This is a genomic window from Limnohabitans sp. Rim47 (assembly GCF_001517545.1).
Classification (GTDB): domain Bacteria; phylum Pseudomonadota; class Gammaproteobacteria; order Burkholderiales; family Burkholderiaceae_C; genus Limnohabitans_A.
Window position 1 is genome coordinate 653271 of sequence record NZ_FBYA01000001.1, and the last position, 26970, is coordinate 680240.

25 protein-coding genes are annotated in these 26970 nt (G+C 60.4%); 10 read left to right on the forward strand and 15 right to left on the reverse strand.

The window, feature by feature from the left end; genetic code table 11:
• Window positions 1-141: 141 nt before the first annotated feature.
• Window positions 142-1164 (forward strand): tripartite tricarboxylate transporter substrate binding protein, encoded by a 1023-nt coding sequence (locus BN3544_RS02995; RefSeq protein ID WP_019428692.1) that lies wholly within the window; start codon window positions 142-144, stop codon window positions 1162-1164.
• 79 nt (window positions 1165-1243) lie between these two features.
• Here the strand turns inward: BN3544_RS02995 and BN3544_RS03000 are convergent, their stop codons facing one another.
• Complete coding sequence (locus BN3544_RS03000; protein ID WP_019428693.1) at window positions 1244-2722, reverse strand: NAD-dependent succinate-semialdehyde dehydrogenase; 1479 nt, start codon at window positions 2720-2722, stop codon at window positions 1244-1246.
• Between the two features lie 146 nt (window positions 2723-2868).
• Between BN3544_RS03000 and alaS the strand changes: the two genes are divergently transcribed.
• The 3 genes from alaS (at window position 2869) to BN3544_RS03015 (ending at window position 7373) form a co-directional block, all read left to right on the forward strand.
• Window positions 2869-5520 (forward strand): alanine--tRNA ligase, encoded by a 2652-nt coding sequence (alaS, locus tag BN3544_RS03005; RefSeq protein WP_019428694.1) that lies wholly within the window; start codon window positions 2869-2871, stop codon window positions 5518-5520.
• Window positions 5520-6080, forward strand: coding sequence for a TlpA family protein disulfide reductase (locus BN3544_RS03010; RefSeq protein WP_019428695.1), 561 nt, complete (start codon window positions 5520-5522; stop codon window positions 6078-6080). The genes alaS and BN3544_RS03010 overlap by 1 nt, the downstream gene beginning before the upstream one ends.
• 174 nt (window positions 6081-6254) lie before the next feature.
• Window positions 6255-7373, forward strand: a complete 1119-nt coding sequence (locus BN3544_RS03015; protein WP_019428696.1) for a transglutaminase-like domain-containing protein — start codon at window positions 6255-6257, stop codon at window positions 7371-7373.
• A 13-nt stretch (window positions 7374-7386) separates the two neighbouring features.
• Here BN3544_RS03015 and BN3544_RS03020 read toward each other — a convergent pair whose 3' ends face one another.
• From BN3544_RS03020 to BN3544_RS03040, 5 genes are all read right to left on the reverse strand, one after another.
• A complete protein-coding gene (locus BN3544_RS03020; RefSeq protein WP_019428697.1) occupies window positions 7387-8298 on the reverse strand; it encodes a pseudouridine synthase in 912 nt (303 codons plus the stop codon).
• 1 nt (window position 8299) lies between these two features.
• Window positions 8300-9040 carry a tRNA (guanosine(46)-N7)-methyltransferase TrmB gene (trmB, locus tag BN3544_RS03025; RefSeq protein ID WP_019428698.1) on the reverse strand — a complete coding sequence of 247 codons (741 nt, stop codon included), beginning with the start codon at window positions 9038-9040 and terminating at the stop codon, window positions 8300-8302.
• 98 nt (window positions 9041-9138) lie between these two features.
• Window positions 9139-10080, reverse strand: coding sequence for a tRNA glutamyl-Q(34) synthetase GluQRS (gluQRS, locus tag BN3544_RS03030; RefSeq protein ID WP_026036424.1), 942 nt, complete (start codon window positions 10078-10080; stop codon window positions 9139-9141).
• Window positions 10081-10088: 8 nt separating this feature from the next.
• Entirely contained in the window at window positions 10089-11135 is a 1047-nt protein-coding gene (locus BN3544_RS03035) for an NAD(P)/FAD-dependent oxidoreductase (protein ID WP_019428700.1), read from the reverse strand.
• 75 nt (window positions 11136-11210) lie between these two features.
• Window positions 11211-12149 (reverse strand): LysR family transcriptional regulator, encoded by a 939-nt coding sequence (locus BN3544_RS03040; RefSeq protein ID WP_019428701.1) that lies wholly within the window; start codon window positions 12147-12149, stop codon window positions 11211-11213.
• A 107-nt stretch (window positions 12150-12256) separates the two neighbouring features.
• Here BN3544_RS03040 and BN3544_RS03045 point away from each other — a divergent pair, with 107 nt between their 5' ends.
• The 4 genes from BN3544_RS03045 to dnaE all read left to right on the forward strand — a co-directional run bounded on the left by BN3544_RS03045 (window position 12257) and on the right by dnaE (window position 18033).
• A complete protein-coding gene (locus BN3544_RS03045; RefSeq protein ID WP_019428702.1) occupies window positions 12257-12958 on the forward strand; it encodes a pirin family protein in 702 nt (233 codons plus the stop codon).
• A 122-nt stretch (window positions 12959-13080) separates the two neighbouring features.
• Window positions 13081-13614: a flavodoxin family protein gene (locus BN3544_RS03050; protein ID WP_019428703.1), complete on the forward strand. Its 534-nt coding sequence runs from the start codon at window positions 13081-13083 to the stop codon at window positions 13612-13614.
• 114 nt (window positions 13615-13728) lie between these two features.
• The gene (locus BN3544_RS03055; RefSeq protein WP_019428704.1) at window positions 13729-14424 is read left to right on the forward strand and encodes a DUF599 domain-containing protein; all 696 of its coding nucleotides are present in this window, start codon (window positions 13729-13731) and stop codon (window positions 14422-14424) included.
• Window positions 14425-14508: 84 nt separating this feature from the next.
• Window positions 14509-18033, forward strand: a complete 3525-nt coding sequence (gene dnaE, locus BN3544_RS03060; RefSeq protein WP_019428705.1) for a DNA polymerase III subunit alpha — start codon at window positions 14509-14511, stop codon at window positions 18031-18033.
• Window positions 18034-18045: 12 nt separating this feature from the next.
• On the opposite strand, the gene tolA is transcribed toward dnaE, so the two are convergent.
• Genes tolA through BN3544_RS03105 form a run of 9 tightly spaced genes read right to left on the reverse strand, consistent with a single transcriptional unit; the run spans window position 18046 to window position 24623 of the window.
• On the reverse strand, window positions 18046-19011 hold the full coding sequence (tolA, locus tag BN3544_RS03065) for a cell envelope integrity protein TolA (protein ID WP_026036425.1): 966 nt from the start codon (window positions 19009-19011) through the stop codon (window positions 18046-18048).
• Window positions 19012-19036: 25 nt separating this feature from the next.
• A complete protein-coding gene (locus BN3544_RS03070) occupies window positions 19037-19456 on the reverse strand; it encodes a biopolymer transporter ExbD (RefSeq protein ID WP_019428707.1) in 420 nt (139 codons plus the stop codon).
• 11 nt (window positions 19457-19467) lie between these two features.
• Entirely contained in the window at window positions 19468-20166 is a 699-nt protein-coding gene (gene tolQ, locus BN3544_RS03075; protein ID WP_019428708.1) for a protein TolQ, read from the reverse strand.
• A complete protein-coding gene (locus BN3544_RS03080) occupies window positions 20163-20603 on the reverse strand; it encodes a YbgC/FadM family acyl-CoA thioesterase (protein ID WP_019428709.1) in 441 nt (146 codons plus the stop codon). The genes tolQ and BN3544_RS03080 overlap by 4 nt, the downstream gene beginning before the upstream one ends.
• Complete coding sequence (locus tag BN3544_RS03085) at window positions 20600-21787, reverse strand: pyridoxal phosphate-dependent aminotransferase (RefSeq protein ID WP_019428710.1); 1188 nt, start codon at window positions 21785-21787, stop codon at window positions 20600-20602. Before BN3544_RS03085 ends, BN3544_RS03080 begins: the two co-directional genes overlap by 4 nt.
• A 16-nt stretch (window positions 21788-21803) precedes the next feature.
• Window positions 21804-22340 (reverse strand): transcription antitermination factor NusB, encoded by a 537-nt coding sequence (nusB, locus tag BN3544_RS03090; protein ID WP_019428711.1) that lies wholly within the window; start codon window positions 22338-22340, stop codon window positions 21804-21806.
• On the reverse strand, window positions 22340-22846 hold the full coding sequence (gene ribH / locus BN3544_RS03095; RefSeq protein ID WP_019428712.1) for a 6,7-dimethyl-8-ribityllumazine synthase: 507 nt from the start codon (window positions 22844-22846) through the stop codon (window positions 22340-22342). Before ribH ends, nusB begins: the two co-directional genes overlap by 1 nt.
• A gap of 2 nt (window positions 22847-22848) precedes the next feature.
• The gene (gene ribBA, locus BN3544_RS03100; RefSeq protein WP_019428713.1) at window positions 22849-23976 is read right to left on the reverse strand and encodes a bifunctional 3,4-dihydroxy-2-butanone-4-phosphate synthase/GTP cyclohydrolase II; all 1128 of its coding nucleotides are present in this window, start codon (window positions 23974-23976) and stop codon (window positions 22849-22851) included.
• Window positions 23973-24623, reverse strand: coding sequence for a riboflavin synthase (locus tag BN3544_RS03105; RefSeq protein ID WP_019428714.1), 651 nt, complete (start codon window positions 24621-24623; stop codon window positions 23973-23975). The genes ribBA and BN3544_RS03105 overlap by 4 nt, the downstream gene beginning before the upstream one ends.
• Before the next feature lie 214 nt (window positions 24624-24837).
• Between BN3544_RS03105 and phaR the strand changes: the two genes are divergently transcribed.
• Both phaR and rimO read left to right on the forward strand, forming a co-directional pair.
• On the forward strand, window positions 24838-25380 hold the full coding sequence (phaR, locus tag BN3544_RS03110; RefSeq protein WP_026036426.1) for a polyhydroxyalkanoate synthesis repressor PhaR: 543 nt from the start codon (window positions 24838-24840) through the stop codon (window positions 25378-25380).
• Window positions 25381-25437: 57 nt separating this feature from the next.
• A complete protein-coding gene (gene rimO / locus BN3544_RS03115; protein WP_019428716.1) occupies window positions 25438-26835 on the forward strand; it encodes a 30S ribosomal protein S12 methylthiotransferase RimO in 1398 nt (465 codons plus the stop codon).
• The last annotated feature ends 135 nt before the right edge of the window (window positions 26836-26970 follow it).

A 26970-nucleotide genomic window follows, 5' to 3' on the forward strand; every position in this document is an offset into this window, starting at 1 on the left:
GGCAGGTGCTTACGGGGGCGCTTGCGTGTTCGATTTGTCACGCGTGTGACCTGATTGGGCTTGGCTGGGGGCTAACCCGATGGACGCACGGGCTGCGGGTCCTTAAATTGAATGTTTTAACTCCTCAAGGAGCGCCTGCACATGAAAGTCCCCACCGAACCCCATGACCTGAACCCTGACCGCCCACGTCGTCAAACACTGCAAGGCATGGCCGGCATTTTGGCGGGCATGGCCGCGCCCGCCTTGATGAGCCGCAGCGTGTGGGCCCAGAGCGCCTTCCCCAACAAACCCATCACGCTGATTGCACCTTGGCCACCGGGCGGCAGCAGCGATGCTGTGATGCGTGCTTTTGCCGAAAGCGCTTCGCGCGCCTTGGGCGTGTCGGTGATCGTGGACAACCGGCCCGGCGCAGGCGGTACTTTGGGCGCGACCGCCATGGTCAACGCCAAGCCCGATGGCTACATGCTGACGCAATTGCCGCTGGGCATTTACCGTCTACCCCACATGCAAAAAATGGCGTTTGATCCGGTGAAAGACCTCACGCACATCGCGTGCCTGACGGGCTATACCTTTGGCTTGGTGGCGACCATGGACGCGCCCTTTAAGACGCTCAAGGAGATGGTGGCTTATGCCAAAGCCAACCCAGGCAAAGTGGAATACGGCAGCACCGGGACCGGCACCACGCCGCACCTGGCCATCGAAGAGTTTTCGCAAAAAGCGGGCGTTGAGCTCAATCACATTCCCTACAAGGGCTCGGCCGAGTTGATGCAAGCCATTTTGGGTGGGCACATTCGCGTGATGAGCGGCACGACCGAATTCGCACCGCTGGTCAAAGAGGGCAAGCTGCGCCTTTTGGCCACGCTGGGGCGTAACCGCACCAAGGCATTCCCGGACATTCCGACGGTGAAGGAAAGTGGCTGGGACACGATCAGCGAATCGCCCTTTGGCATTGGCGGCCCCAAGGGCATGGACCCTGCGGTGGTGCGCGTGTTGCACGACGCGTTCAAGAAAACGCTAGAAGACCCCAAGGTGCTCGAGACCCTGGACCGATTCTTCCAGCCTGTGATCTACATGGGCACCGAGGAATACACCCGGTATGGACAGCGCACCTTCGAGGTCGAGCGTGGCACGATTGAACGCTTGGGTTTGGCCAAAAAGTCATGAAAAAAGGCACCCAGGGGTGCCTTGATCTCAACCGCGCAAAGCCGCCAGCGCTGCTGGCGGCTTTTGTCGCTTCTGGCCGTCATTTCAGGATATCGCCCACACAGAGGTATTTGATTTCCACATAGTCGTCCATGCCGTGGTGCGAGCCTTCGCGGCCCAGGCCCGACTGCTTGACGCCGCCAAACGGTACGTGCTCGGTGGCCAAAATGCCCACGTTGATGCCGACCATGCCGTATTCGAGCGCCTCGCTCACGCGGAAGATGCGGCCCACGTCGCGGCTGTAAAAGTAACTGGCCAGGCCAAATTCGGTGTTGTTGGCCGCAAAGATGGCGTCTTGTTCGGTCTTGAACTTGAAGATCGGCGCGAAGGGGCCAAAGGTTTCTTCCTTGGCGCAGACCATGTCGGCGGTGGCATCGGCCACAACGGTGGGCTCAAAGAACTGGCCGTCCAAGCGCTTGCCCCCAGTGAGCACGCGGGCACCTTTGGCCACAGCGTCTTTCACATGGCGCTCCACCTTGTCGAGGGCCGAAGGCTCGATCAGCGGGCCTTGGTTCACACCCTCGGCAAAGCCGTTGCCGACTTTGGCCGTTTTGACCTTGGCTGCGAACTTGGTGGCGAACTCTTCGTACACCGATTCCTGCACATAAAAACGGTTGGAGCACACACAGGTCTGGCCCGCGTTGCGGTATTTGCTGGCAAATGCGCCCTCGACGGCGCTGTCGATGTCGGCGTCTTCAAACACGATGAAGGGCGCGTTGCCCCCCAACTCCAAAGACATTTTCTTCACCGTCGGGGCCGATTGCGCCATCAAGATGCGGCCCACTTCGGTAGAGCCCGTGAAGCTGATGTGGCGCACCACGTCGCTCGCACACAGCACTTTGCCAATGGCAATGCTTTGCGGACCGTCGGCGGTGACGATGTTGAGCACGCCAGCTGGGATGCCCGCGCGGATGGCCAACTCGGCAGCCGCCAGGGCGGTGAGCGGGGTTTGCTCGGCGGGTTTGATGACCACAGGGCAGCCAGCGGCCAGGGCCGGGGCCACCTTGCGGGTGATCATGGCCAGAGGGAAGTTCCAGGGCGTGATGGCCGCGCACACACCAATGGGCTGCTTGAGCACCAGCAGGCGGCGGTTGTTGTCGAACTGCGGCAGCGTTTCGCCATTGACGCGCTTGGCCTCTTCGGCAAACCATTCCACAAAACTCGCGCCATAAGCCACTTCGCCACGCGACTCGGCGATTGGCTTGCCGTTTTCTGCGGTCATCAGCCGCGCCAGGTCTTCGGTGTTGGCGATCAGCAGGTCAAACCATTTGCGCAAGATGATGCTTCGCTCTTTGGCCGTCTTGGTTTTCCAGGGGCCCCAAGCGGCGTTGGCGGCGGCAATGGCGGCTTCGGCTTCGACCGCGCCGAGGTTGGCCACGCTGGCCAAGTGCCCGCCGGTGGCCGGGTCGGTCACGTCAAAACGCTTGCTGCCTGCGACCCATTGGCCGTTGATCAGGGCATCGGTTTTAAGCAATGAAGGGTCGTTGAGCAGGGCGAGGGGGGATGTGAGGGTGTTCATGGGGTCTCCTGTAATTATTTAACCTGTTAAATAAATTGTGCCATGGTTCGTACACTATCGCAGTTGGCGCATGCCGCCTGTCACGCAAACAACTGCCTGCGGGGGCAAACTTATAATCGCCGGTTGCATCTAAAGCAAAGAACACCATGAGCCAAACCGTTATTTCCGTCGCCGACATCCGCAAGACTTTCCTGGACTTTTTTGAGTCCAAGGGCCACACCGTGGTGGCGTCCAGCCCCCTGGTGCCGGGCAACGACCCGACCCTCATGTTCACCAACTCAGGCATGGTCCAGTTCAAAGACGTGTTTTTGGGCTCGGACAAGCGCTCGTATGTGCGTGCCGCGTCTGTACAGGCTTGCCTGCGTGCCGGTGGCAAGCACAACGACCTGGAAAACGTGGGCTACACCGCCCGTCACCACACCTTCTTTGAGATGCTGGGCAACTGGTCATTTGGCGACTACTTCAAGCGCGAGTCGCTGGAGTGGGCTTGGGAGCTTTTGACGCAGGTTTACAAGCTGCCCGCCGACAAGCTCTATGCCACGGTGTACATGGAAGACGATGAGGCTTACGCCATTTGGGAGGCCATTTTTGTCAAGGCGGGCTGGACGCCCGAGCGCATCGTGCAGGAAACCCGCATCATCCGCATCGGCGACAACAAAGGCGGTCGCTACAAGTCCGACAACTTCTGGATGATGGCTGACACCGGCCCTTGCGGCCCTTGCTCTGAAATCTTTTACGACCACGGTGCCCACATCCCTGGCGGTCCACCCGGCAGCCCCGATGAAGACGGCGACCGCTTCATCGAGATCTGGAACAACGTGTTCATGCAATTCAACATGGACGAAACCGGTGCCGTCACGCCGCTGCCTGCGCCTTGCGTGGACACCGGCATGGGCCTCGAACGGCTTGCCGCGATCTTGCAGCACGTTCACAGCAACTACGAGATCGACATTTTTGATGCGCTGATCAAAGCAGCTTCGCGCGAAACCGGCTGTACCGATTTGGGTCACAAGTCCTTGCGCGTGATCGCCGACCACATCCGCGCCACCGCCTTCTTGGTCAGCGACGGCGTGGTGCCGAGCAACGAAGGCCGCGGCTATGTACAGCGCCGCATCATTCGCCGCGCGATTCGGCACGGGTATTTGCTGGGCCAGAAAACCCCGTTCTTTCACAAGCTGGTGCCCGATCTGGTCCAACTGATGGGCGCGGCTTACCCCAACATGGCCAATCAAGCCGAACGCATTGCTGAGATCTTGCGCATTGAAGAAGTCCGCTTCTTTGAGACCTTGCAAAGCGGCATGCAGATTCTGGATGCGGCCCTCGAAGGTGGCGTCAAAGTGTTGCCCGGTGAAGTCGCGTTCAAGCTGCATGACACCTACGGCTTCCCACTGGATTTGTCGGCTGACGTGTGCCGTGAACGCGGCCTGAGCGTGGACGAAGCCGGTTTTGCCGCTGCCATGGAAAAGCAAAAAGCCCAAGCCCGCGCGGCAGGTAAATTCAAGATGGACAAAGCGCTCGACTATTCGGGCGCGGGCAATGACTTTGTGGGCTATGACGAGCTGACGGCCCATGCCAAAGTGCTGGCCTTGTACGCCGATGGCAACGCCGTCACCGAGTTGAAGGCCGGTCAAGCGGGCGTGGTGGTGCTGGACACGACCCCGTTTTATGCCGAGTCGGGTGGGCAGGTGGGCGACCAAGGCGTGCTGCACAACGCAGGTGCGCAGTTCGATGTGGCCGACACCCTCAAGATCAAGGCCGATGTGTTTGGCCACCATGGCGAATTGAAATCTGGCAGCCTCAAAGTGGGTGACGCGGTGCAAGCCCATGTGGACTTGGGCCTGCGCGCCGCCACAGTGCGCAACCACAGCGCCACGCATTTGATGCACAAGGCCTTGCGTGAAGTGCTGGGCAGCCACGTGCAGCAAAAAGGCAGTTTGGTGAATGCCGAGCGCACCCGTTTTGACTTTGCGCACAACGCACCGGTCAGCGATGCCGAAATCCGCGAAATCGAAGCGCGTGTGAACGCCGAAATTTTGGCCAACGCCGCTGCGCAAGCGCGTGTGATGGACATTGAAAGCGCCCAGAAAACCGGCGCCATGATGCTGTTTGGCGAGAAGTACGGCGAGACCGTGCGCGTGCTCGACATCGGCTCTAGCCGCGAACTGTGCGGTGGCACCCACGTCAAGGCCACGGGCGACATTGGCCTGTTCAAGATCGTGGGCGAGGGCGGTGTGGCCGCTGGCGTGCGCCGCATCGAGGCGGTGACGGGCCAAAACGCTTTGGCTTATCTGCAAACGCTGGAAGACACCGTCACCCAAGCGGCGGGCACCCTCAAGGCCCAGCCTGCCGAATTGAATGCCCGCATCGCGCAAGTGCTCGACCAAGTCAAGGCGCTGGAGAAAGAACTGGCTGCCGCTAAAGGCAAGCTGGCTTCGGCCCAGGGCGACGAGTTGATGGCTCAGGCGGTGGACATCAAGGGCATTAAATTGGTGGTGGCCAAGCTGGAAGGTGCCGATGCCAAAACCCTGCGCGACACCGTGGACAAGCTCAAAGACAAGCTCAAGACCGCCGTGATTGTCTTGACCTCCGTGGATGGCGACAAGGTGCAGATTGCCGCGGGCGTGACAGCCGACAGCACAGGCAAAGTCAAGGCGGGCGAGCTGGCCAGCTATGTGGCCCAACAAGTGGGTGGCAAAGGCGGTGGCAAGCCCGACATGGCCATGGCCGGTGGCACCGATGCTGCGGCACTGCCCGCTGCGATGGCCAGCGTGCAGGCTTGGGTGACCGAGCGGGTTTGATGTCGCTGTTGCGTGCTTGGGTCTCTGTGGTGCTTTGCGCACCGCTGCTGGCCCATGCCCAGTTTGACAAAACCCCTTGGCCTCGGTCGCAAGCTACGCCCAAGATGGACGTGGTGGATCTGCAGGGCCAGCGCTGGACCAGCGCCGACCTCAAGGGTCGGGTGGTCGTGCTCAACTTTTGGGCTACATGGTGCGGCCCTTGCAAAGAAGAAATGCCGTCCTTGCAGGCACTGCATAAAAGCCGAGTAAATGGCAAAGTAGATGGCCAAAGCGATGCCACTCAAGCCGTCGTGATCGGCATCAACGTGAAAGAAACCGCCAGCACGGTACGCCGTTTCATGTCTGCGCAGCACTTGGATTTGCCGGTGGTGCTGGATGCGCAAGGCGATCTGACCCGGCAGTGGGGCGTGCGCATTTACCCGACCACGGTCTTGATCGGGCCAGATGGTCAAGCGCGTTGGCGTGTGGTCGGCGATGTGGATTGGAACGGCCCCATCTCGCGGGCTTGGCTCCATGATTTGCGGGCACAGCCTGTGTCTCAGGCGGTTCGCCAGCCATAAGCAAGGTCTTCTGGGCTTTTCCATCGGGCCATTCATAGGGCCATCCATCGGTCGGTCATAATCGCCGGACTTTGCGCGCTTTGTGCAGGGCGACCTGCCTTCGGGGCATTGGCTGTTTTTCATCACGCCTTGCATGTGCCGACAGGTCTCATCCCCTATTTCGGAGTTCTTTCCATGACCACTGCCCGCCGTTCTTTGCTCAAAGGGGGTGCCGCTCTGGGCGCCATGATCGCTGCACCTACTTGGTTGCATGCCCAAACCACGACCCCAGCGGTTGAACGGCGCTTTGCCCCTGCAGTGGGCAACTGGCGTACGTTTGATGTGACCACCCGCGTCGAAATCGCTGACCCACAAGGTGCCACGCGTGTGTGGTTGCCTGTGCCCAGCATGAACACCGCTTGGCAGAATTCCCTGGACACCCGATTCAGCAGCAACGGCACGGCCCGAATGGGCAGCGACCTGGTGGAAGGGGCCCGCTTTGTGGTGGCCGAGTTCGCTGAAGGCGTGCGTCCAGTCATCGAAATCACCAGCCGTGTGCAAACCCAAAACCGATCAGCCGAGTTATCGGCTGGCCGCAGCTTCGCGCCCGAAGCGGCCGATACCCTGCGCCACTACACGCGTGCCACCCAGATGCTGCCCCTTGATGGCATTGTGCGCACCACTGCACTGCAAGCCACCAAGGGCGCGAAGACGGACGAGCAAAAAGCCCGAGCAGTCTATGACTGGGTGGTGAGCAACGCCTTTCGTGACCCCAAGACACGCGGCTGCGGCGAGGGCGACATCAAGACCATGCTGGAAACCGGCAACCTCGGCGGCAAATGCGCCGACTTGAACGCCTTGTTTGTGGGCCTTTGCCGTGCGGTGGGCGTGCCCGCTCGCGATGTGTACGGGATCCGGCTGGCGCCTTCGGAGTTTGGCTACAAAGAGCTGTCGGGCAACCCGGCCAGCCTCAAGGGTGCACAACACTGCCGCGCCGAGGTGTATTTGCAAGCCTATGGCTGGGTGGCGATGGACCCCGCCGACGTGGCCAAGGTCATGCGCCTCGAAACCGCCGATTGGATCAAAAAAACCAACCACCCCGTGGTGGCCCCGGTGTACAAGCACCTGTTTGGCGGCTGGGAAGGCAACTGGATGGCTTGGAACACATCGCACGATGTGAGCTTGCCTGGGGCCAAAGCCGGCCCTGTCAATTTCTTGATGTACCCGGTGGCCGAGACGGCTGAAGGTCGTTTGGACTCTTACGCACCAGACGCGTTCAAGTACACGATCACGGCAACCGAAATCAAGGTCTGATCACAGCTGCAGTTCACAGCCGAAGCTGCAGCTGGCTCTCAAACACTCGGGCTTGCCCCGTGTGGGGGTCGGTGAACTGCACCGATTGGGCCAGCAACTGCAAGGGCTGGCTAAAGTCTTCCGGGGCATCCGGCCCGCGCAGCACGGTCGGGTAAAACAAGTCGCCCTCAATGGGCATGCCCAACGCATTCATGTGTACCCGCAGTTGATGGCGCTTGCCGGTGATGGGTTCAAGTTGGTAGAGCGCCCGGTCACCCGAGGTACGCAGCAGGCTGATGCGGGTTTCGCTGTTGGCTTGGCCAGCAACTTCTTGGGTTCTGAAGAAGGGCTCGCCCGGCACCAAGCGGCTGGTGTGTACGCGTGGCAAATCCACTTGAGGTGGCCATGCTGCAACGGCGTGGTACGACTTGTGAATGTGTTTGTCTCGGAACAGGGCGTGATAAGCATCGCGCTCATGCAGGCGTTTGCCCAACAGCACCAGGCCTGCGGTCTCGCGGTCAATGCGGTGCAGGGGCACCAAGTCGGCGCAAGCGGTCAGGCGTTTGAGTTGCACCAACAGGCTTTGCTGCACATAGCGCCCGCTGGGGGTGACGGGCATGAAATGCGGTTTGTCGGCCACCAGCAGGTGATCGTCTTCAAACACGATGCGCGCTTGCACGGGTAAGACCGGTTCATTGACCAGGTTGCGGTAGTAATAAAAGCGTTGACCCGGCTGGCAGGCTTGCTCGGGCAGGGCGGGCTGACCGGTTTCCTGCAAGACCAGGCCTTCTTGCAAGCGCTGTGCCCATTCGCTGCGCGCGATGCCGGGCATGCGTGCAGCCAAAAAATCGAGCACATTGAGCGTGCAGGCTGGTGGGACCGAAACCACGCTGGCGCTCACGCCATCGCGCATGGGCAACTGAGGCCCTTGGCCCGCTTGGCTCATGTCAGACGCGGCGGAATACCAAGTCCCACACGCCATGGCCCAACTTGAGGCCCCGGTTTTCAAATTTGGTCAGGGGCCTGTAGTCGGGTTTGGTGGCAAAGCCGTTTGCTGCATCGCTGGTGTTTACCAACAAAGGTTCTGCACAGAGCACGCCCATCATTTGCTCAGAGTAAGGCTGCCAGTCGGTGGCCAGGTGCAGGTAGCCCCCGGGCTTGATGTGCTGTGCCAAGCGATGGATGAAGGACGACTGGATCAGGCGGCGCTTGTGATGGCGGCTTTTGTGCCAAGGGTCCGGAAAGAAAATATGCACACCGTCCAGGCTGTCCGTGCCCAGCATGTTGTCCATGACCTCAATCGCGTCGTGCTGCACGATGCGGATGTTGCCAATGTGCTCTTCGCCGCAGCGTTTGAGCAGGGCGCCCACACCCGGCTCATGCACTTCGCAGCACAAAAAATTGTCGTTGGGGCGCACCTGCGCGATCTTGGCTGTGGCGTCGCCCATGCCGAAACCGATTTCAAGAATCAGCGGGGCACTGCGCCCAAACGCGGCCGGCACGTCCAGACGTTCGGCGCTGTAAGGGATCAAAAAATGCGGTCCGAATTGCTCAAACGCCCTGACTTGCCCAGAACCCATGCGCCCGGCACGCAGCACATAGGTCTTGATGGTGCGCATGAAGGGAGCGTCTTTGGCTTGTGTGGCGTCGATGGCCGGGGCGTTCGTGGTGTCTTCAGGCGTCGTCATGAGGGGCAGGGTGAGTAAGCAAACCCGGTGATTATCGCGGTTCCCAAAGCGGCCATTGGCTGGCCCGGCGCGCCTGCCTGGCTGTGGGCATCGAAGCATCAACTCAGGCTGTTGCTTGACCGCCAGACCTGTACCCACTGTGCCAAGGCCTGTGTGATGGCCGTTTTGTCGCCAACGGCAGGCAGCCCTAGCACTTGCGCTGCTGCATTCAGTGCGGTCAGTGGCACGCGCAAATCCAGCGCCAGTGCCCCGTTTTGTTTGCTGAGCTTTTCGCCATTGGCACCCAGCACCAAAGGTGTGTGCAAGTATTGCGGCGTGGGCAGGCCCAAGGCGCGTTGCAGCAAGATTTGTCGCACGGTGTTGTCGGCCAGGTCTTCCCCGCGCACCACGTGGGTGATGCCTTGTTCTGCATCGTCCACCACGACTGCCATTTGGTAGGCCCACAGGCCATCGGCGCGGCGAAGCACAAAGTCGCCCACTTCTGTGAGCACGTTTTGTTGTTGTGGCCCCAAACGCCGGTCTTGCCAGCGCGTGACTTCGGGCAAGTCGAGCGCGGTTTGCACGGCGCGCACATTCAAACGCCAAGCCCTGGCAGGTTTGCCGTTCAGCCCCTCGCGGCATGTACCGGGGTATATCGCAGCTTGGTGGCGTGCCGCAGACGGGGCTTGTGAGGCTTCGATAGCGGCCTCGATGTCTTTGCGCGAACAGCCGCAGGGATAGGCCCAACCTTGGGTCACCAGGGTGTCAAGCGCTTGTTGGTAGACGTGTGCACGCTTGCTTTGCCGCCATACGAGACCGAATGGATTTTGAGCATCGGCACCGAGGCCATCGGGCACCAATCCACAAACGCTCAGCTGTTGCAGGATGGCCGCATCGGCCTGCGGCACGCAGCGCGGGGTGTCCACGTCTTCGATGCGCACGCACCATTGCCCACTGTGGGCGCGAGCATCCAGCCAACTGGCCAGTGCCGCCACCAGCGAGCCCGCATGCAAAAGGCCGGTTGGCGAAGGCGCAAACCGGCCTGTATACCGCACTGTCATGCGATGGGTCAGCGTTTTTTGAGTACCGCCAAGGCCAACTCCAGGCCCGAGACAAACGCGTCTTCGGCCCGGTGGCCCAGGCACCAGTCGCCGCACAGGCCAATCCCTTGGTCTTTTGACCACAGGTGGCTTTGGCCCAAAGGCTGGGCCGTTTTGGCGTACAGCCAGCGGTGCACCTCGGCGTGTGCCGGTGTGGCGCGGATGCCGGTGATTTCGGCAAAAGCCTTGATCAGCTTGCCGGTGATGCGCTCGGGCGTGTCATTGACGTGCTCTGCCGACCAAGGGGCGCTGGCCTGCACCGTCCAGCGTTCGATGCGTTCGCGCCCGGGTTTGGACGATTCGCGCGCCATCCACGCGATGCGGTGGTGTGTGCTGCGGGCCGCGTTCCATTGGGGGCCAAGAGTGATCAAGTCGGGTTGCACGGCCTGAGGATAGGCCAGCATCAAGGTCCAGCAGGGGTCTACACGCACGCTGTCCAAGGGGGCAGCCAAGGTGCTGAGTCCTGAGGCGTTCAACAACGCGGCGGCTTGGGCGGGTGGTATGGCCAAAATGACTTTGTCAAAGCCGGCAAAGATGTGCTGACCGCCGTCTTCGGTTTCCGTCTGAAGTTGCCAGCCATTTTTCTTCAGTGGGTCGGCCATGATCTGGGTGACCCGGGTTTGCAGCTGCACATTGCCGTCTTCGACCAAGGGCGCAGCCCAGGCTTTGACCAAACCGTTCATGCCGGGTGTCGCCACCCAGTGGCGCTCGCCACCGGGCAAGCCCGCCTCGATCACGCGGCCATTGGGGTCGAGCACGCGCACGGCGTTGGCGCTCCAGGGTTTGCAGACGCCCGGGGCGGTGCCAATGGCCAGCTCAAAACGCGGGTCGCGTACGGTGAAGTATTGGGCTCCGTGGTCAAAGCTGCCAAACGCGCTGGCGCGGGTGGACATGCGCCCACCCAAGCCCCGGCTTTTCTCAAAAAGCGTGACGTTGTGACCGGCTTGGCGCAGTGTGCGTGCGCAAGTCACGCCGGCCAGGCCGACTCCGATGATGGCGATGTGTTGTGTAGTCATGCAGCCACTTTAGCCGAGAAACGACGACCGATGTTGACCGGGTGGGTTAGTACCAATGCACTTTTGCAATGCACTTCAGGCCGCATGCATCTTTTGCAACAAGGCCAAGCGCGTGGCGGGTTTGTCAAGCTGGGCGGTCCACCACAACAAGGCATGGCCAGCAGGGCTTAAGCGGCTGTCGCGCCATGCGGCGTGCACCAGGCTCAGACGCGATTGGTCGGTTTTTTTAAGCACCAGCAGGCCTTGTTTGACATAAGGCTCGGCCAGGTTTTGGGGCAAAAAGCCAGCCCCCAAACCGCGCAGTTGGGCTTGCAACTTGCTGGCCATATCGGGCACGGTGAAGACGTCTTGACCGCCTTGCAGCCCTACAGTCAGGCCGCTGCCGCGTTGCACCGAATCGGCCACAGCCACCATGCGGTACTGCACCAGCAGGGCATCGCTCAAGGGCTCGGCGGCGAGGGCCAAAGGGTGTTGTGGCGCTACGGCAAACACAAAAGGCACCTCGCCCAGCGCCATGTGCTGGATATCTGCGGCCATGTGCTGCCCCAGCGCCACACCCAAAGCCAAGTCGGCTTGTCCCGAAGTCAAGGCCGCCATGGTGCCAGACAGGGTTTCGTGGCGAATGCGCAAACGGGTCGGGCTGTTCAGGGTCAAAAAAGCTTCGCTCAAATCCATGACCACGCTGCGCGAGACGATGCTGTCCACCGCCACCGTCAGCACGGCTTCCCAACCGGTGGCCACGCGCTTGACGCGGTTGGCCACGGTGTCGATGTCTTGCAGCAAGCGGCCCGCTTCGCGCAGCAGCTCTTGGCCTGCGGCGGTGGGGCGTGCCTGGCGCGAACTGCGGTCGAACAGCAGCACATCCAAGGCGTCTTCGAGCTGGCGCACGCGGTAAGTCAGGGCGCTGGGCACCAGGTTGAGCTTGCGGGCGGCAGCGGCAAAACTGCCTTGCTCGTCGATGGTTTGCAGCATGAACAGGGCGTCGGGTGTGAGCCAATCTTTGGGACTTTGCATGTTGCTTGTATTTTATTTCAAATAATTTGAATGATGGCGGCAAACCAATTGCACCCTACCCAGGGGTTCATTCTTTAAAGTTAGATGCAATTACTCAGGAAAAAACCATGCTGACTTTGCGCAAATCCTCCGAACGCGGCTACGCCGACCATGGCTGGCTCAAGTCGTTTCACAGCTTTTCTTTTGCCAACTACATGGACCCGGCCCACATGGGCTGGGGCAATTTGCGCGTGATCAACGAAGACCGCATTGCCCCCGGCACCGGCTTTGGCACGCACGGTCACCGCGACATGGAAATCATCAGCTACGTGCTGTCGGGCAATCTGGCCCATCAGGACAGCATGGGCAACGTCAAGGGTATTCCGCCCGGTGATGTGCAGCGCATGAGCGCAGGCCGCGGTGTGCGCCACAGTGAGTTCAACCACGCCGAGGGCGAGCAAACCCATTTTTTGCAGATCTGGATTGAGCCGAATGTGATGGGCATTGACCCCGGTTACGAGCAAAAAACCGTGCCTGAAGCCGCCAAACGCGGGCAGCTGGCGCTGGTGGCCGCCCCCGATTCGGGCGAATTTAGCGTCAAAATTCATGCCGATGCCCGCTTGTATGCAGGCTTGTTCGATGGCGCCGAGCATGCGAGCCTGGCCCTCAACCCCGCGCGCAAAGCCTATGTGTTTTTGGTGAGCGGCAGTTTGCAGGTCAACGGCCAGCCGCTTCAGACCGGCGATGCCGCTCTGCTGCAAGCTGAGTCTTCGTTGGCATTGTCCCAAGGCCAAAACGCCGAAGTGCTGGTGTTTGATCTGTGCGCCTGACACACAGCATGCCGCAAGCTTTTTGCCGTTCCCGCGCAGGCGGCAACCCAATCCCCCGTCATTCCCGCGCAGGCGGGAATCCATTTCCCTTCTCTGTGTTCTTTTTTTAAGGAGTCTTTCTCATGGCTAAAACCGTTGTTGTTTTCCATTCTGGCTACGGCCACACCCAGCGCGTGGCCCAATTTGTGGCCCAAGGCGCCAATGCCCAATCGATCACCATTGATGCCGACGGCAACATCACCGAGGCCGACTGGGCCGCGCTGGACGCCGCTGATGCCATCATCTTTGGCTCGCCCACCTACATGGGCATGGCCTCATGGCAGTTCAAGAAGTTTGCCGACGCCACTTCCAAGCGCTGGTTCACCAGCGCCTGGAAAGACAAAGTCGCTGGCGGCTTCACCATCTCGGCCAGCCCCAGCGGCGACAAACTGTCGACCATCCAGTACTTCATCACACTGGCCATGCAGCAAGGCATGGTGTGGGTCGGCCAGCCCGCCATGAACGACGGCACCATCAACCGCATCGGCTCCAACTCCGGTGTGATGGCACAAGTGGGCCCCACCAGCCCCGCCGAAGACATTCCTCAAGGCGATTTGGACACCGCCAAAGCCTATGGCGAGCGCGTGGCCGCTGTGGCCGCCAAACTGCGCGGCTGATCCTTGGGCTAAAGCCCATCCAAAAGCCAGGACGGTGCCCATCGTCCTGGCTTTTTTTCGACCGGTATCGCCCTGAGACACCAACCTAGGCCCGGCACTTGCTAGGATGACGGCATGAAAATCATCTCGATGTTGCCCTGGGCCGATTGGTTGGCCCTGTTTTCTTTTTTTGCGTTGTGGGTAGGTTACGCCTGGATCGCCAAGGTCCGTGGCTTGCGTGACCAGAGCCTGATCGCCACCACCAACCGCTATCGCCAGTTGTGGATGATGCAGGCCACGGGCCGCGATCCGCGCATGCTCGATGGCCTGATCACGCAAAACCTCTCGCAAACGCCAGCTTTCTTTTCGTCCACCAGCATCATCATCATCGGTGGTCTGTTTGCGCTGTTGGGCACCACCGACAAAGCGGCCGAATTGGTGCGCGAAATCCCGTTTGCCCAGCCCACCCCCATGCTGGTGTTCGAGTTCAAGATCTTGGTGCTGGTGGGCATCTTTGTGTATGCCTTTTTCCGCTTTTCGTGGTCAATGCGTCAGTACACCTTTGTGGCGCTGGTCATCGGTGCCATGCCCCCGCCTGAAGAGTTCATCGAAAAGCGCTTTGACCGCCAGCACTTTGCCGAACGCGCGGGCAACTTGGTCAGTGCGGCAGCCGAGACGTTCAACGATGGTTTGCGGGCCTATTACTTTTCTTTTGCCGCCATGGCCTGGTTTTTCTCACCTTTGGCGCTGGTCATGGGGACGGCCTTGGTGGTGCTGATCCTTTACGGGCGAGAGTTCAGGTCTGACGTGCTGCAGGTCCTGCGCGACTGAATCTGCAAACCTTCGGACGCAGTGGCTGCCTCCCACAGACAGGCCTACCTTTTGCCGCAGGGTGACCTCCTACAATGGCGGGCTATGTTTGTTCACCTGCGCCTTCACACCGAATTTTCTGTCGTTGACTCCACTTGCCGCATCGACGATGTGGTCAAGATCGCGGCCAAAGACGGTCAGCCTGCCTTGGCCATCACCGATCTGAACAACCTGTTTGGCGGGGTCAAGTTCTACAAAGAAGGTCGGGGCAAGGGCGTCAAGCCCATCCTGGGTGCCGAAATCAACCTGGAAGGTTTGGGCGGTGATCTGGGGGCCATCAGCCGGGTGGTGGTGTTGGTGCAAAGTCACCAAGGCTATCTGAACATTTGCGAATTATTGGCCCGCGCATGGACCCAAAACGTGCTCAAAGGCGTGGCCGTGATCAAGCTGGTTTGGCTCAAAGAACTGTCTGAGGGCTTGATCTTGTTGTCGGGGGCGCAGGCTGGCCCGGTGGGGCAGGCCTTGGTGCAGGGCGACAGCGACAAAGCCGCCGATGTGGCTTTGCAGTTGGGCTCGATTTTTCCGCACCGCTTTTATCTGGAACTGCAACGAGCGGGCCGCCCCGACGACGAACCGCAGGTGGTGGGCGCCGTGGCGCTGGCCGCCCGCTTGGGTTTGCCCGTGGTGGCCACGCACCCGGTGCAGTTTCACACCGCCGAAGACTACGAGGCCCACGAAGCCCGTGTGTGCATCTCGGAAGGCGAAATCTTGGCCAACCAGCGCCGGGTACGCCGTTTCACCCGCGAGCAATACTTCAAATCCGCAGCGCAAATGTGTGCGTTGTTTGCCGATGTGCCCAGCGCCATCGCCAACACGCTGGAGATCGCCAAGCGCTGCAACCTGACCTTGGTGCTGGGCAAGCCACAGTTGCCCAACTTCCCGATTCCGCCTGTGAATGGCGTGGTCATGTCCGTGGACGACTACTTTCGCCACGTTTCGCATGAAGGGCTGGAAGCCCGCCTGCTGCATCTGTACCCCAACGAAACCAAACGCAACGAAGAACGCCCGCGTTATGTGGAGCGCCTGGAGTTCGAGCTGAACACCATCTTGAAGATGGGTTTCCCGGGCTACTTCTTGATCGTGGGTGACTTCATTCAGTGGGCCAAGGCCAATGGTTGTCCTGTCGGCCCGGGCCGGGGCTCGGGTGCCGGCTCGCTGGTGGCCTATGCGCTCAAGATCACCGATCTCGATCCACTGCAATACAACCTGCTGTTCGAGCGATTTTTGAACCCCGAGCGGGTGTCGATGCCTGACTTCGATATTGACTTTTGCCAGGGCAACCGCGACCGGGTGATCGACTATGTGAAAGACAAATACGGGCGTGACGCGGTCAGCCAGATTGCCACTTTCGGCACCATGGCCGCGCGTGCGGCGATTCGCGACGTGGGCCGTGTGCTGGACATGAGCTACATGTTTTGCGATGGCATCAGCAAGCTGATTCCCAACAAGCCGGGCATGTCAGTCACGCTGCAATACCCGCCCGCCACGCCCAAAGAGGGCGACAAGAACAACTACGCCATCGCCATGGAGCCCATCCTGGCTGAACGCATCGAGCGCGAAGAAGATGTGAAGACGCTCATCGAGCTGGCCCAAAAGCTCGAAGGCATGACGCGCAACATCGGCATGCACGCCGGGGGTGTCTTGATCGCGCCGGGCAAGTTGACCGACTTTTGCCCGCTTTACCAGCAGCCCGGCAGCGAATCGGCGGTGAGCCAGTACGACAAAGACGACGTGGAGGCCGCAGGCCTGGTGAAGTTCGACTTCTTGGGCTTGGCCACGCTGACGATCTTGGAGATCGCCCGCGAGTTCATCATGAAGCGGCACAAGGGTCAGGAGAGCTTCGCCTTTGAAAATATCCCGCTCGACGACACACCCACCTACAAACTTTTCTCGGACGGTAAGACCGAAGCCGTGTTCCAGTTTGAAAGCCGTGGCATGCAGGGCATGTTGCGCGATGCCCGGCCCAGCCGCCTGGAAGACCTGATTGCGCTGAACGCGCTGTACCGTCCAGGCCCCATGGACCTGATCCCCAGCTTTGTGGCGCGCAAGCACGGGCGTGAGGTCATTGAGTACCCGCACCCGCTGGTGGCCGAGATGCTGAGTGAGACCTACGGCATCATGGTTTACCAAGAGCAGGTGATGCAGACCGCCCAGATTTTGGGTGGCTACAGCTTGGGTGGTGCGGACATGCTGCGCCGGGCCATGGGCAAGAAGAAGGCCGAAGAAATGGCCGAGCACCGCGCCATCTTTCGTGCGGGTGCGGCCAAGAACGACATCACCGAAGAAAAAGCCGACGAGGTTTTTGACTTGATGGAAAAGTTCGCGGGCTATGGCTTCAACAAGTCACACGCTGCCGCTTACTCTTTGTTGGCGTACCACACAGGCTGGCTCAAGGTGCACTACACCGCTGAGTTCTTCTGCGCCAACATGACGGTAGAAATGGACGACACCGACAAGCTCAAGGTGCTTTATGAAGACGCGGTCAAGTTCGGCATCACCTTTGATCCGCCGGACGTGAATCGGGGTACACACCGGTTTGAACCCGTCACCGACAAGGTGATTCGCTATGGCCTGGGTGCCATCAAAGGCACAGGTCAGCAAGCGATCGACGCCATCGTGGCGGCCCGTACCGAGGGCGGCCCGTTCACCAGCCTTTTTGACTTTGCCGTGCGCGTGGACCGCACCCGCATCAACAAACGCACGGTGGACGCACTCATCAAAGCCGGTGCCTTTGATTCGCTGCACATGAACCGCGCCGCCTTGTCGGCCAGCGTCGACCGGGCGTTCGAGTTCTCCAGTGCCACCACGGCCAACGCCAACCAAGGCGGCCTGTTTGACATGCTGGGCGATGACTCGCACGGCTCCAGCACGCAAGAGCCCGACCTGGTCGAAGTCATGCCCTGGGGCATCAAGGAACGCCTGCTGCTCGAGAAAACCGCTGTGGGCTTCTTCCTGTCGGGCCATTTGTTTGATGCAGTGGAACGCGAGGTGCGCCAGTTTGCCCGCCGCAAGATCGACGACCTGATCGACAGCCGAGAGCCGCAGTTGATGGCCGGCATCGTGAGCGACTTGCGCATCATCAACGGCCAGCGGGGCAAGGTGGCGATTTTCAAGCTCGATGACAAATCGGGCGTGATGGAGGCCACAGCCGACGAAGCCCTGATCAACTCGGCCAAGCATTTGCTCAAAGACGATGAGCTGATCATCGTCACGGCCAAGATGCAGGCCGATCGTTTCTCGGGTGGTTTCCGCCTCAAGATTGAGCAGGTCATGGACTTAGGCGCAGCCCGTTGCCGCTATGGCAAATACCTGCGCGTGGCTGTGAATGGCCGCGCGCCCGACATCGCGCGCCTGGTCAAAGAATTCCCGGCGCAACGCGAGCAGACCGATCAAGGCGATTTGGTGCGCGGTCTGCCGGTGCGCTTGGTGTTGGAGCGGCGCAATGACGAGTTGGCTGCCCGCGCCGAGCTGGCGCTGGGCGAAGCCGCCAAATTCTTCCCGACCGATGCGGCGTTGGCAAGCTGGATGGCGCAGGCCGATCAGGGGCAGGCGCGGATTGTGTACGACTGACCTGAGCTGGCCTCAATCTTGTGGTCTGAAACCCAGCACGATCACAGGTGGCACCCGTCCATCACTGTCTTTGGGGAATATTTCGGTTTTGTCGATGGCCCGCAACACGGCTTCGTCCCAGGCTTTGTTGCCGCTGGTTTGCACGATGCGGCGGCTCAAAATCGTGCCATCCGGGCTGACTTTGACTTCCACCTCGGCACGCGGGTTGCCCACCACATCGCCGGGGTAGGTGATGTTGGGCTTGATGCGGCCCACGAGGCGGCCCGCATAGCTGGCCGAGGGCCCTGATGATTTGAGCGCTGTGCCGCTGGCGTTCTCGCCACCCGAAGCACCGGCCATGCCTTGCATGCGCTTGAGGTTTTCTTTGCGCATGGCATCAGCCCGGGCGGCATCGGCCTTCTCGGCGCTGGCCTTTTCTGCGGCTTTTTTCTTGTCGCGTTCTTTCTCTTCTTGCGCTTTTTTCTCTTTGGCCGCTTTTTCTTGGGCTTTGGCTTTGTCATCTTTCTCGCGTTCTTTGCGCTTGAGCTCGGCCTTCTCTTTCTCTGCCTTTTCTTTTGCCTTTTCTTTCTCGGCTTTTAACTTGGCCGCTTTTTCATTTTCGGCCTTCAGCTTTTCAGCTTTGTCGGCTTCTTTTTTCTTGTCTTGCTGTTTTTTCTTTTCGAGCGCGATTTGAGCGTCAAGACGCTCTTGCGCCAGATCGGGCGCAGGCGGTGGTGGTGGCGTGGGTTTGGCGGGCTTGGGCTGTGGCGCGGGTTCTGGTTCGGGCTCCGGCTCTGGCGGTGGCTCTTGCAGTTTGGGGGCCGCAGCTTGCAGCGTGGCTGACCACAGTTCGGCTTCGGCTTGCACGGTTTGCGGCTGGGTTTTCCAGGCCGTGGCCAAGCCCAAGGCCATGAAAAGCAAGGCGTGCACTAGGCCGGCGATCACCCAGGCACGCCCCGTGCCGGGCTGCGCCGGAGGCGCAAATTCGAGGTGATGCATGGCCTTGGCGTTCAAACCCAAACCCTCAAGGTGCCAGCTGAACCGACAGACCCACGCGGGCAATGCCTGCCCGCTGTAAGGTGTCCATGACCTGCACCACGGTTTCGTATTTCACCGTGCGGTCGGCGCTGATGACGACCGCCGTGTTCTGTTCATCGCCGACCAGTCGCTTGACGCTGGCGGCCACGCTGGGCAAGGTGGCGCTGTCTGTCTTGCCTTCGCTCACCAGTTCGAGCCGTTCGTCTTTTTGGATCACGATCTGGATGACTTTGTCGGGTTGCTTGGCGGCTTTGCCCACGCTGGGCAGGTCGACCACGCTGGGCGTGATCATGGGCGCGGTCACCATGAAGATGATGAGCAGCACCAACATCACGTCGATGAAGGGCACCATGTTGATTTCGGCGATGGTGCGGCGTCCGCGACCTCGGGATGAAACGGCAGGCATGCGTGCTTCCTTCAGTGGCCTGAGGCCGAGCTGTTGGCGCCGCCCAAGCTGCGCTGCAGGATGTTGGAGAACTCTTCGATGAAGGTTTCCAGCTTGATGGCAATGCGGTCCACGTCGTGCGAAAAACGGTTGTAGGCCAGCACGGCCGGAATGGCCGAGAACAGGCCGATGGCGGTGGCGATCAGCGCTTCTGCAATGCCCGGGGCCACTGTGGCCAGCGTCACTTGCTGCAAGCTGGCCAGCCCGGTAAAGGCGTGCATGATGCCCCACACGGTGCCAAACAAGCCGACATAAGGCGAGATCGAGCCGACCGAGGCCAAAAAGGCCAGTTGTGATTCGGCCACGTCCATCTCGCGCTGGAAGCTGGCCCGCATGGCGCGACGTGCGCCGTCGAGCAGGGTGCCTGCGTCGCTGATTTGGCGTTCGCGCAGTTTTTGGTATTCGCGCATGCCGCTGGCAAAAATACGCTCCATCGGGCCGGACAGTTTGGCGTTTTGGCTGGCCGAGTTGAACAGCTCATTCAGACTGGTGCCGGACCAAAAGACGCGTTCAAATTCTTCGTTGAGGTTTTTGATGCGCTTGATGGCCCCCAGTTTGCGCACGATGGCGGCCCAACTGGCCACAGAAATCGCCAGCAGCAGCAAGACCACCAATTGCACGACAAAACTGGCGTGCAGCAGCAGCGAGACGATGGACATGTCTTGGTTCATTTAAAGGCTTTCAGAACGGGGGCCGGGATGCGGCCAGGTTTCAAGGTGGTGGCGTCGACCCAGCCCAGGCGGATGGTGCCTTCGGCCAGCAGTCGCTCGCTGCTTGTGGTTTGGCCTGGTGTGCACAGGTAGGCGCGCTGGGCAATGGTCAGGCTGGCTTTGCCGCCGGTTTGCAACTCTGCGGTGACCAGCAGGGTGTCGTCCAAGCGGGCGGGGCTATGGTATTTGACGGTGGTCTCTGAGACCACAAACATGCCACCCGATTCGTCGCGCAACACCTGTTGGCCGAAGCCCAGGGCACGCAACCATTCGGTGCGGGCGCGCTCAAAAAACTTGAGGTAGTTGGCATAAAACACGATGCCACCGGCGTCGGTGTCTTCCCAATAGATGCGGATGGGGTGCTGGAATACGGCGCTGATTTCTGAGGATGCGGTCATGGCTGCAACCAGGCTTTCAGGCGGGCGATGGCGGTGTGCAATTCGGCCATCGAGTTGGCGGTTGAAAAGCGCACAAAGCGGGCCGTTTGATCGGTGCCAAAGTCACGCCCTGGGGTGATGGCGACATGGGCATGCTCCAGCGCGGCAAAGGCAAAGTCCCAGCTGTCTTTGAGGCCCAGCTTTTGGCAGGCCGCTGTGCAGTCGGCCCAAGCGTAAAAGGCGCCATCGGGGGCCACGGGCACCGTCAGGCCCAAATCGTTCAGGGCGGGGATGAAGTAGTCACGCCGGGCTTTGAATTCGGCGCGGCGGCGCTCGTATTCGGCCAGGCTTTCGGGCGCAAAGCAGGCCAATGCGGCTTGTTGGGCCACGGTGCTGGCGCAAATGAAAAGGTTTTGTGCCAACCGCTCCAGCACGGGGGTCAACGTTTCGGGCACCACCAACCAGCCCAGTCGCCAGCCGGTCATGTTGAAGTATTTGCTGAAGCTGTTGATGCTGATGATGTCTTCGCCCAAGGCCAGGGCGCTTTGGCCAAAGGCGTCGTCATGGCTCAGGCCCAGGTAGATCTCGTCGATGAGGGTGATGCCGCCATGGCTGCGCACCACTTGCACGATGCGGGCCAATTCAGCAGGGTCAATCGATGTGCCGGTGGGGTTAGAGGGCGAGGCCAACAAGACGCCTCGGGTTTGGGGGCCCCAGGCCTCGGCTACTTTGGCGGCGCTCAATTGAAAGCGCTCTTGCGCGGTGGTGGGCAGCAACACAGCGGTGCCTTCGGCTGCGCTCACAAAGTGGCGGTTGCAGGGGTAGCTGGGGTCGGGCATGAGGATTTCATCGCCCCGGTTGATGAGTGCCAAGCACGCCAATTGCAGCGCTGCCGATGCGCCCGCTGTGACCACAATGCGGCTGGCGGGCACTTGCACGCCAAAGCGCTGTGTGTACCAGTTGCTGATGGCTTGGCGCAAAGCGTCCAGGCCCAGCGCGGGCGTGTATTGGGTTTGGCCAGAGGCGATTACGGTCTGTGCCGCTTGCTGCACCAAGGGTGGGGCGGTGAAGTCGGGCTCGCCGATGTTCAAAAACACCACGGGCCGATCGGTGTGCGCGACTTCGCGGGCTTTTTGCGAGGCGGCCTTGGCCACCTCCATCACATAAAAAGGCTCGATGCGCTCAGCACGCTCAGAGATGCGCATGGTGCTCAACACGGCTTTACTTGGCGCGACCAGACTGGCGGTCGGCTTGCACTTCGGTGCTGCGCAGTTCGGGTGCCAGGCCGCCCAGTACGGCGTTCACATATTTGTGGCCGTCGGTGCCGCCAAAGTCCTTGGCCAGTTCGATGCATTCGTTGAGCACCACGCGCCAGGGCACATCGAGGCAGTGCTGCATTTCATAGACGCCGATCCACATGATGGCGTGCTCGACAGGCGAGATTTCAGCAAAGTTGCGGTCCAGCTTGGGCGCGATCAATGCGTCGAGTGCCTTGGCCTGCTCGATGCAGCCGTAGAGCAGGGCGTCGTAATGGGCCGAGTCGGCTTTGTGAAAGCCCGACAAATCGCGTGTGAAAACGTCAATGTCAGCCGCTTCGTTGCGTCCCACGATGTGCTGGTACAGCGCCTGCAAGGCAAACTCGCGCGAGCGGCTGCGGGCGGGCTTGGCCGATGATTTGCGCGTACCCGCAGTGGCGGGCTTGGCGCTCTCTGTGGCAGTCGCTGTGGTGGTGTCCGGGGTGCTGAAATCGTCGGTCATCACGCAGTCTCTTCGTCGTCAAGTTCGTCGGCCAGCTCGGCCATGTCGGCCGCCAGGTCGTCCATGATGCAGGCCATCTCGACCGCCACGCGGGCCGCATCGCGGCCTTTTTCGGTCTGGCGCACGATGGCTTGTTCCAGGTTTTCGGTGGTCAAAATCGCGTTGGCGATCGGCAGGTTGTAGTCGAGCGACACGCGGCTGACGCCTGCGCCCGACTCGTTGGCCACCAGCTCGAAGTGGTAGGTCTCGCCACGGATGATGCAGCCCAGCGCGATCAGCGCATCGTATTCGGCGCGTTCGGCCATGGCTTGCAAGGCGACGGGCACTTCGAGTGCGCCGGGCACCATGACGTGATCAATGCTGGTTACACCCAGGGCTTGCAACTCTTCGATGCAGGCCTTGGCCAGGGCATTGGTGATGTCTTCGTTGAAACGGGCTTGCACGATGCCGATGTGCAGAAATTGGCCGTCGAGTTCTTCGGCCAGGCCTTTGTTGGCTTCGAGCATGTTTATTCCTTGGGGATGTAAGCGGTGATTTCGAGGCCGTAGCCGGTCATGCTGGGCATACGGCGGGGTTGGCCCATGAGTTTCATTTTGTGCACGCCGCACTCTCGCAAAATTTGTGCGCCTACACCGTAGGTGCGCAGGTCCATCTTGCCGCGCTCAGGCGCTTGCGCAGAGCGGGCGCGGCCTTCAAATTGGGCCAGCAACTGGTCGGCCGATTCGCCGCAGTTGAGCAGCACGGCCACACCGCAGCCATGCTGGTGAATGTATTGCAAGCTGGTGTCCAGGTTCCACGAGTGCATGGACCGGTTGATTTCGAGCGCATCCAGCACCGACAATGGTTCATGCACGCGCACAGGCACCTCGGCGTCGGCCGACCATTGGCCTTTGACGAGTGCCAAGTGCACGGTCTGGCTGGGTTGGTCGCGAAAGGCATGGGCGGTGAATTCGCCGTGCGCGGTTTGCAGCGTGCGGCTGCCGATGCGCTCGACCAGAGATTCGTTGCGGCTGCGGTATTGGATCAGGTCGGCGATGGTGCCGATCTTGAGGCCGTGTTCGGCGGCAAACAGCTGCAGGTCGGGCAGGCGGGCCATGGTGCCGTCGTCTTTCATGATCTCGCAAATCACAGAAGACGGTGAGCAACCGGCCATGGCGGCCAGGTCGCAACCGGCTTCGGTGTGACCGGCACGCATGAGCACGCCGCCGTCCACCGCTTGCAGCGGGAAGATGTGGCCCGGTTGCACCAAGTCGGTGGCTTGGCTGCTCTTGGCCACGGCCACTTGCACAGTCTTGGCCCGGTCGGCGGCCGAGATGCCGGTGGTCACGCCTTCGGCAGCTTCAATCGACACGGTAAACGCCGTGCTGTAGACGGTGCCGTTGCGGGCAGCCATGGGCGGCAGTTTCAGAAACTCACAGCGCTCGCGCGTGAGCGTCAGGCAAATCAGGCCACGGCCGAAGCGGGCCATGAAGTTGATGGCTTCGGGTGTGACGTGGTCTGACGCCAGCACCAAATCGCCTTCGTTTTCACGGTCTTCTTCGTCGACAAGGATCACAATGCGACCGGCCTTCATGTCGGCCACGATCTCTTCAACGGGCGAGATCGCCACGGGGGTTGCTTGCGCTGGGGCGTTCATGGCTTGTCCTGTTGGTGGGTTGGTGCGGCTGTTTCGAGGCTGAGCATGCGCTCCACGTAGCGGGCCACGGTGTCGATTTCGAGGTTGACCCGGCTGCCCGCTTTCAGGCTGCCGAGGGCGGTGTTGTCCACGGTGTGCGGGATCAGGTTGATGCTGATCTCACACCCATCGGCCAGATCGGCCACGCGGTTGACCGTCAGACTCACGCCGTTGACGGTGATCGAGCCTTTGTAGGCCAGGAATTTGGCCAAGGCGCGGGGGGCCAGGATGCGCAGCTCCCAGCTTTCGCCGATTTGCTCGAAGTGGCTGATTTGGCCCACGCCGTCGACGTGACCTGACACGATGTGTCCGCCCAGACGGTCGTGGGCACGCAGCGCTTTTTCGAGGTTGACGGTGCCTTCGCTGTCCAGACCGCTGGTTTTGTCCAGCGATTCGGCGGAGATGTCGATGGTGAACTGACGGCTCTCAGGCGTGAAGGTGGTGACGGTCATACAAGCGCCGTTAAGGGCGATGCTGTCGCCCAGGCCCACATCGTCAAGGTACCCGGCGGGGGCCTCGATGGTGAGGCGCTTGCCGTGGCGTAAAGAGCGACCCAGGTCGTGAATGGCGACGATTCGCCCCACGCCGGTGATGATTCCGGTGAACATAGCTGTCTATTTTCGCAGGTAATGAGGGTTAATCGGGAAGGCGTCAACAAAAAAACGCCCACAAGCCTTGCAACTGCGGCGGCCTCGCCAAATCAGGGTTAACCAAGGCTTGAGCCGCCCGGGCGTGTGCCTAGAATGGTGCATTGCAGCAGATTTGCAATTTGCAGTCAGTCACCAGGAGTTTTCTTTGCCGGTCAAGCCCCCAGTCAAGTCCATCAAGTCAGCCAGCGTTCCAGTTTCTGGCAGCGTCCGGACCATCAAGAAATACCCCAATCGGCGCTTGTATGACACGCAAACCTCCACCTACGTGACCTTGGCCGAGATCAAGAAATTGGTCATGGCCTCATTCCCTGTGTTGGTGCTCGACGCCAAAACGGGCGAAGACCTGACACGCGCCATTTTGCTGCAAATCATTTTGGAAGAAGAATCCGCGGGCGTGCCCATGTTCAGCGAAGCGGTGTTGTCTAACATCATCCGTTTTTATGGCCATTCCATGCAGGGACACATGGGCTCGTATTTGGAAAATCATGTTCAGTCCTTCATGGATTGGCAAAGCAAGCTGGGTGAATCCAGTCCCGCCCTCAGCCCCGAGGTCTGGGCTCAGTTCATGCAGTGGCAGACCCCGCTGATGCAAAACATGTTCTCAGGTTTGGCTAACCCGTCCCAAAATGTCATGACTCAAATGCAGGAACAAATGCAAAAACAGATTCAGAAGAACGCAGAGCAACTGCTTGGCGTCATGGGTTTAAGGACTTGATGGGCGCTTCATGCCCTTTTGTCACAAGCCAGTCGTTTTTCCGGGGACAATGCGGGCATGAGTGAAATGATCGCAACCGCACCCCTTCCCACCCCTAAAGTGGGTTTTGTCAGCTTGGGTTGTCCCAAAGCGCTGACCGATTCAGAGCTGATCCTGACGCAACTGAGCGCCGAGGGTTACCAAACTTCCAAAACCTTTGAAGGCGCTGACCTGGTCATCGTCAACACCTGCGGCTTCATCGACGAAGCCATCAAGGAAAGCCTAGACACGATTGCCGAGGCATTGAGCGAGAACGGCAAAGTGATCGTGACCGGGTGTCTGGGTGCGAAAACAGGCGAAGGCGGCGGCAATATGGTCCTTGAAATGCACCCCAGTGTGCTGGCTGTGACCGGACCGCACGCCACCCAAGAGGTGATGGACGCCGTGCACACCCACTTGCCCAAGCCCCATGATCCGTTTTTGGACTTGGTGCCCGGCGGTTTTGGTGAGGCGGGCCTCAAGCTCACGCCGCGCCACTATGCTTATTTGAAAATCAGCGAAGGCTGCAATCACCGCTGCACGTTTTGCATCATCCCTTCAATGCGGGGCGATTTGGTGTCGCGCCCGATTGGTGATGTGCTGAAAGAAGCCAAGGCCTTGTTTGAAGGCGGCGTGAAAGAGCTGCTGGTCATCAGCCAAGACACGTCTGCTTATGGCGTCGATGTGAAGTACCGCACCGGTTTTTGGGACGGAAAGCCCGTCAAGACCCGCATGCTGGAACTGGTGCAGACGCTGGGCGAGATGGCCCGCGCGCACGATGCGTGGGTGCGCCTGCACTATGTTTACCCGTATCCGAGCGTCGACGACATCATTCCCTTGATGGCGCAAGGCTTGGTGTTGCCTTATTTGGATGTGCCTTTTCAGCACAGCCACCCCGATGTGCTCAAGCGCATGAAGCGTCCGGCCAGCGGCGAGAAAAACCTGGAGCGCATTCAGCGCTGGCGCGAACTGTGCCCTGAGTTGGTGATTCGCAGCACCTTCATTGCCGGTTTTCCGGGTGAGACCGAAGAAGAATTTGAGCACCTGTTGGGCTTTTTACGCGAAGCGCAAATCGACCGGGCGGGTTGCTTTGCCTATAGCCCGGTCAAAGGTGCTACGGCCAACGAGTTGCCGGGCATGTTGCCCGAAGCGCTGCGCGAAGAGCGCCGCGCCCGTTTCATGGCGGTGGCCGAAGAGGTCTCGATTGCGCGTTTGCAGCAGCGTGTGGGCTCAACCATGCAGGTGTTGGTTGACTCTGCGCCAGCGATGGGCCGACGCGGAGGTGTGGGGCGCGGCTTTGGCGATGCCCCCGAGATCGACGGCGTGGTGCGTTTGTTGCCGCCCGAGAAGCTGAGCAAAACCCTCAAAGTGGGCGAGTTCACGCGTGCACGCATTGTGAGCGTCGAAGGTCACGACTTGGTGGGGGTTCCGGTTTGATGTTGCTTGGCAAGCCGCCGTGTAGCCTTCGGGCTGTCGGCTTGCGCCGCGTGGCTTTGTATTTCCAAGCCTTGGGCTCGGATGCTTTTGCCTTTGCAAGCGATGGGTTTGGCTTGAGCAACAAAAAAGCCGTTG

What these genes read in the sequence shown, in the direction of transcription:
- BN3544_RS02995 (WP_019428692.1), top strand. Translation starts at nt 142, where the DNA reads ATGAAAGTCCCCACCGAACCCCATGACCTGAACCCTGACCGCCCACGT.
- BN3544_RS03000 (WP_019428693.1), bottom strand. Translation starts at nt 2,722, where the DNA reads ATGAACACCCTCACATCCCCCCTCGCCCTGCTCAACGACCCTTCATTG.
- alaS (WP_019428694.1), top strand. Translation starts at nt 2,869, where the DNA reads ATGAGCCAAACCGTTATTTCCGTCGCCGACATCCGCAAGACTTTCCTG.
- BN3544_RS03010 (WP_019428695.1), top strand. Translation starts at nt 5,520, where the DNA reads ATGTCGCTGTTGCGTGCTTGGGTCTCTGTGGTGCTTTGCGCACCGCTG.
- BN3544_RS03015 (WP_019428696.1), top strand. Translation starts at nt 6,255, where the DNA reads ATGACCACTGCCCGCCGTTCTTTGCTCAAAGGGGGTGCCGCTCTGGGC.
- BN3544_RS03020 (WP_019428697.1), bottom strand. Translation starts at nt 8,298, where the DNA reads ATGAGCCAAGCGGGCCAAGGGCCTCAGTTGCCCATGCGCGATGGCGTG.
- trmB (WP_019428698.1), bottom strand. Translation starts at nt 9,040, where the DNA reads ATGACGACGCCTGAAGACACCACGAACGCCCCGGCCATCGACGCCACA.
- gluQRS (WP_026036424.1), bottom strand. Translation starts at nt 10,080, where the DNA reads ATGACAGTGCGGTATACAGGCCGGTTTGCGCCTTCGCCAACCGGCCTT.
- BN3544_RS03035 (WP_019428700.1), bottom strand. Translation starts at nt 11,135, where the DNA reads ATGACTACACAACACATCGCCATCATCGGAGTCGGCCTGGCCGGCGTG.
- BN3544_RS03040 (WP_019428701.1), bottom strand. Translation starts at nt 12,149, where the DNA reads ATGCAAAGTCCCAAAGATTGGCTCACACCCGACGCCCTGTTCATGCTG.
- BN3544_RS03045 (WP_019428702.1), top strand. Translation starts at nt 12,257, where the DNA reads ATGCTGACTTTGCGCAAATCCTCCGAACGCGGCTACGCCGACCATGGC.
- BN3544_RS03050 (WP_019428703.1), top strand. Translation starts at nt 13,081, where the DNA reads ATGGCTAAAACCGTTGTTGTTTTCCATTCTGGCTACGGCCACACCCAG.
- BN3544_RS03055 (WP_019428704.1), top strand. Translation starts at nt 13,729, where the DNA reads ATGAAAATCATCTCGATGTTGCCCTGGGCCGATTGGTTGGCCCTGTTT.
- dnaE (WP_019428705.1), top strand. Translation starts at nt 14,509, where the DNA reads ATGTTTGTTCACCTGCGCCTTCACACCGAATTTTCTGTCGTTGACTCC.
- tolA (WP_026036425.1), bottom strand. Translation starts at nt 19,011, where the DNA reads ATGCATCACCTCGAATTTGCGCCTCCGGCGCAGCCCGGCACGGGGCGT.
- BN3544_RS03070 (WP_019428707.1), bottom strand. Translation starts at nt 19,456, where the DNA reads ATGCCTGCCGTTTCATCCCGAGGTCGCGGACGCCGCACCATCGCCGAA.
- tolQ (WP_019428708.1), bottom strand. Translation starts at nt 20,166, where the DNA reads ATGAACCAAGACATGTCCATCGTCTCGCTGCTGCTGCACGCCAGTTTT.
- BN3544_RS03080 (WP_019428709.1), bottom strand. Translation starts at nt 20,603, where the DNA reads ATGACCGCATCCTCAGAAATCAGCGCCGTATTCCAGCACCCCATCCGC.
- BN3544_RS03085 (WP_019428710.1), bottom strand. Translation starts at nt 21,787, where the DNA reads ATGCGCATCTCTGAGCGTGCTGAGCGCATCGAGCCTTTTTATGTGATG.
- nusB (WP_019428711.1), bottom strand. Translation starts at nt 22,340, where the DNA reads ATGACCGACGATTTCAGCACCCCGGACACCACCACAGCGACTGCCACA.
- ribH (WP_019428712.1), bottom strand. Translation starts at nt 22,846, where the DNA reads ATGCTCGAAGCCAACAAAGGCCTGGCCGAAGAACTCGACGGCCAATTT.
- ribBA (WP_019428713.1), bottom strand. Translation starts at nt 23,976, where the DNA reads ATGAACGCCCCAGCGCAAGCAACCCCCGTGGCGATCTCGCCCGTTGAA.
- BN3544_RS03105 (WP_019428714.1), bottom strand. Translation starts at nt 24,623, where the DNA reads ATGTTCACCGGAATCATCACCGGCGTGGGGCGAATCGTCGCCATTCAC.
- rimO (WP_019428716.1), top strand. Translation starts at nt 25,438, where the DNA reads ATGAGTGAAATGATCGCAACCGCACCCCTTCCCACCCCTAAAGTGGGT.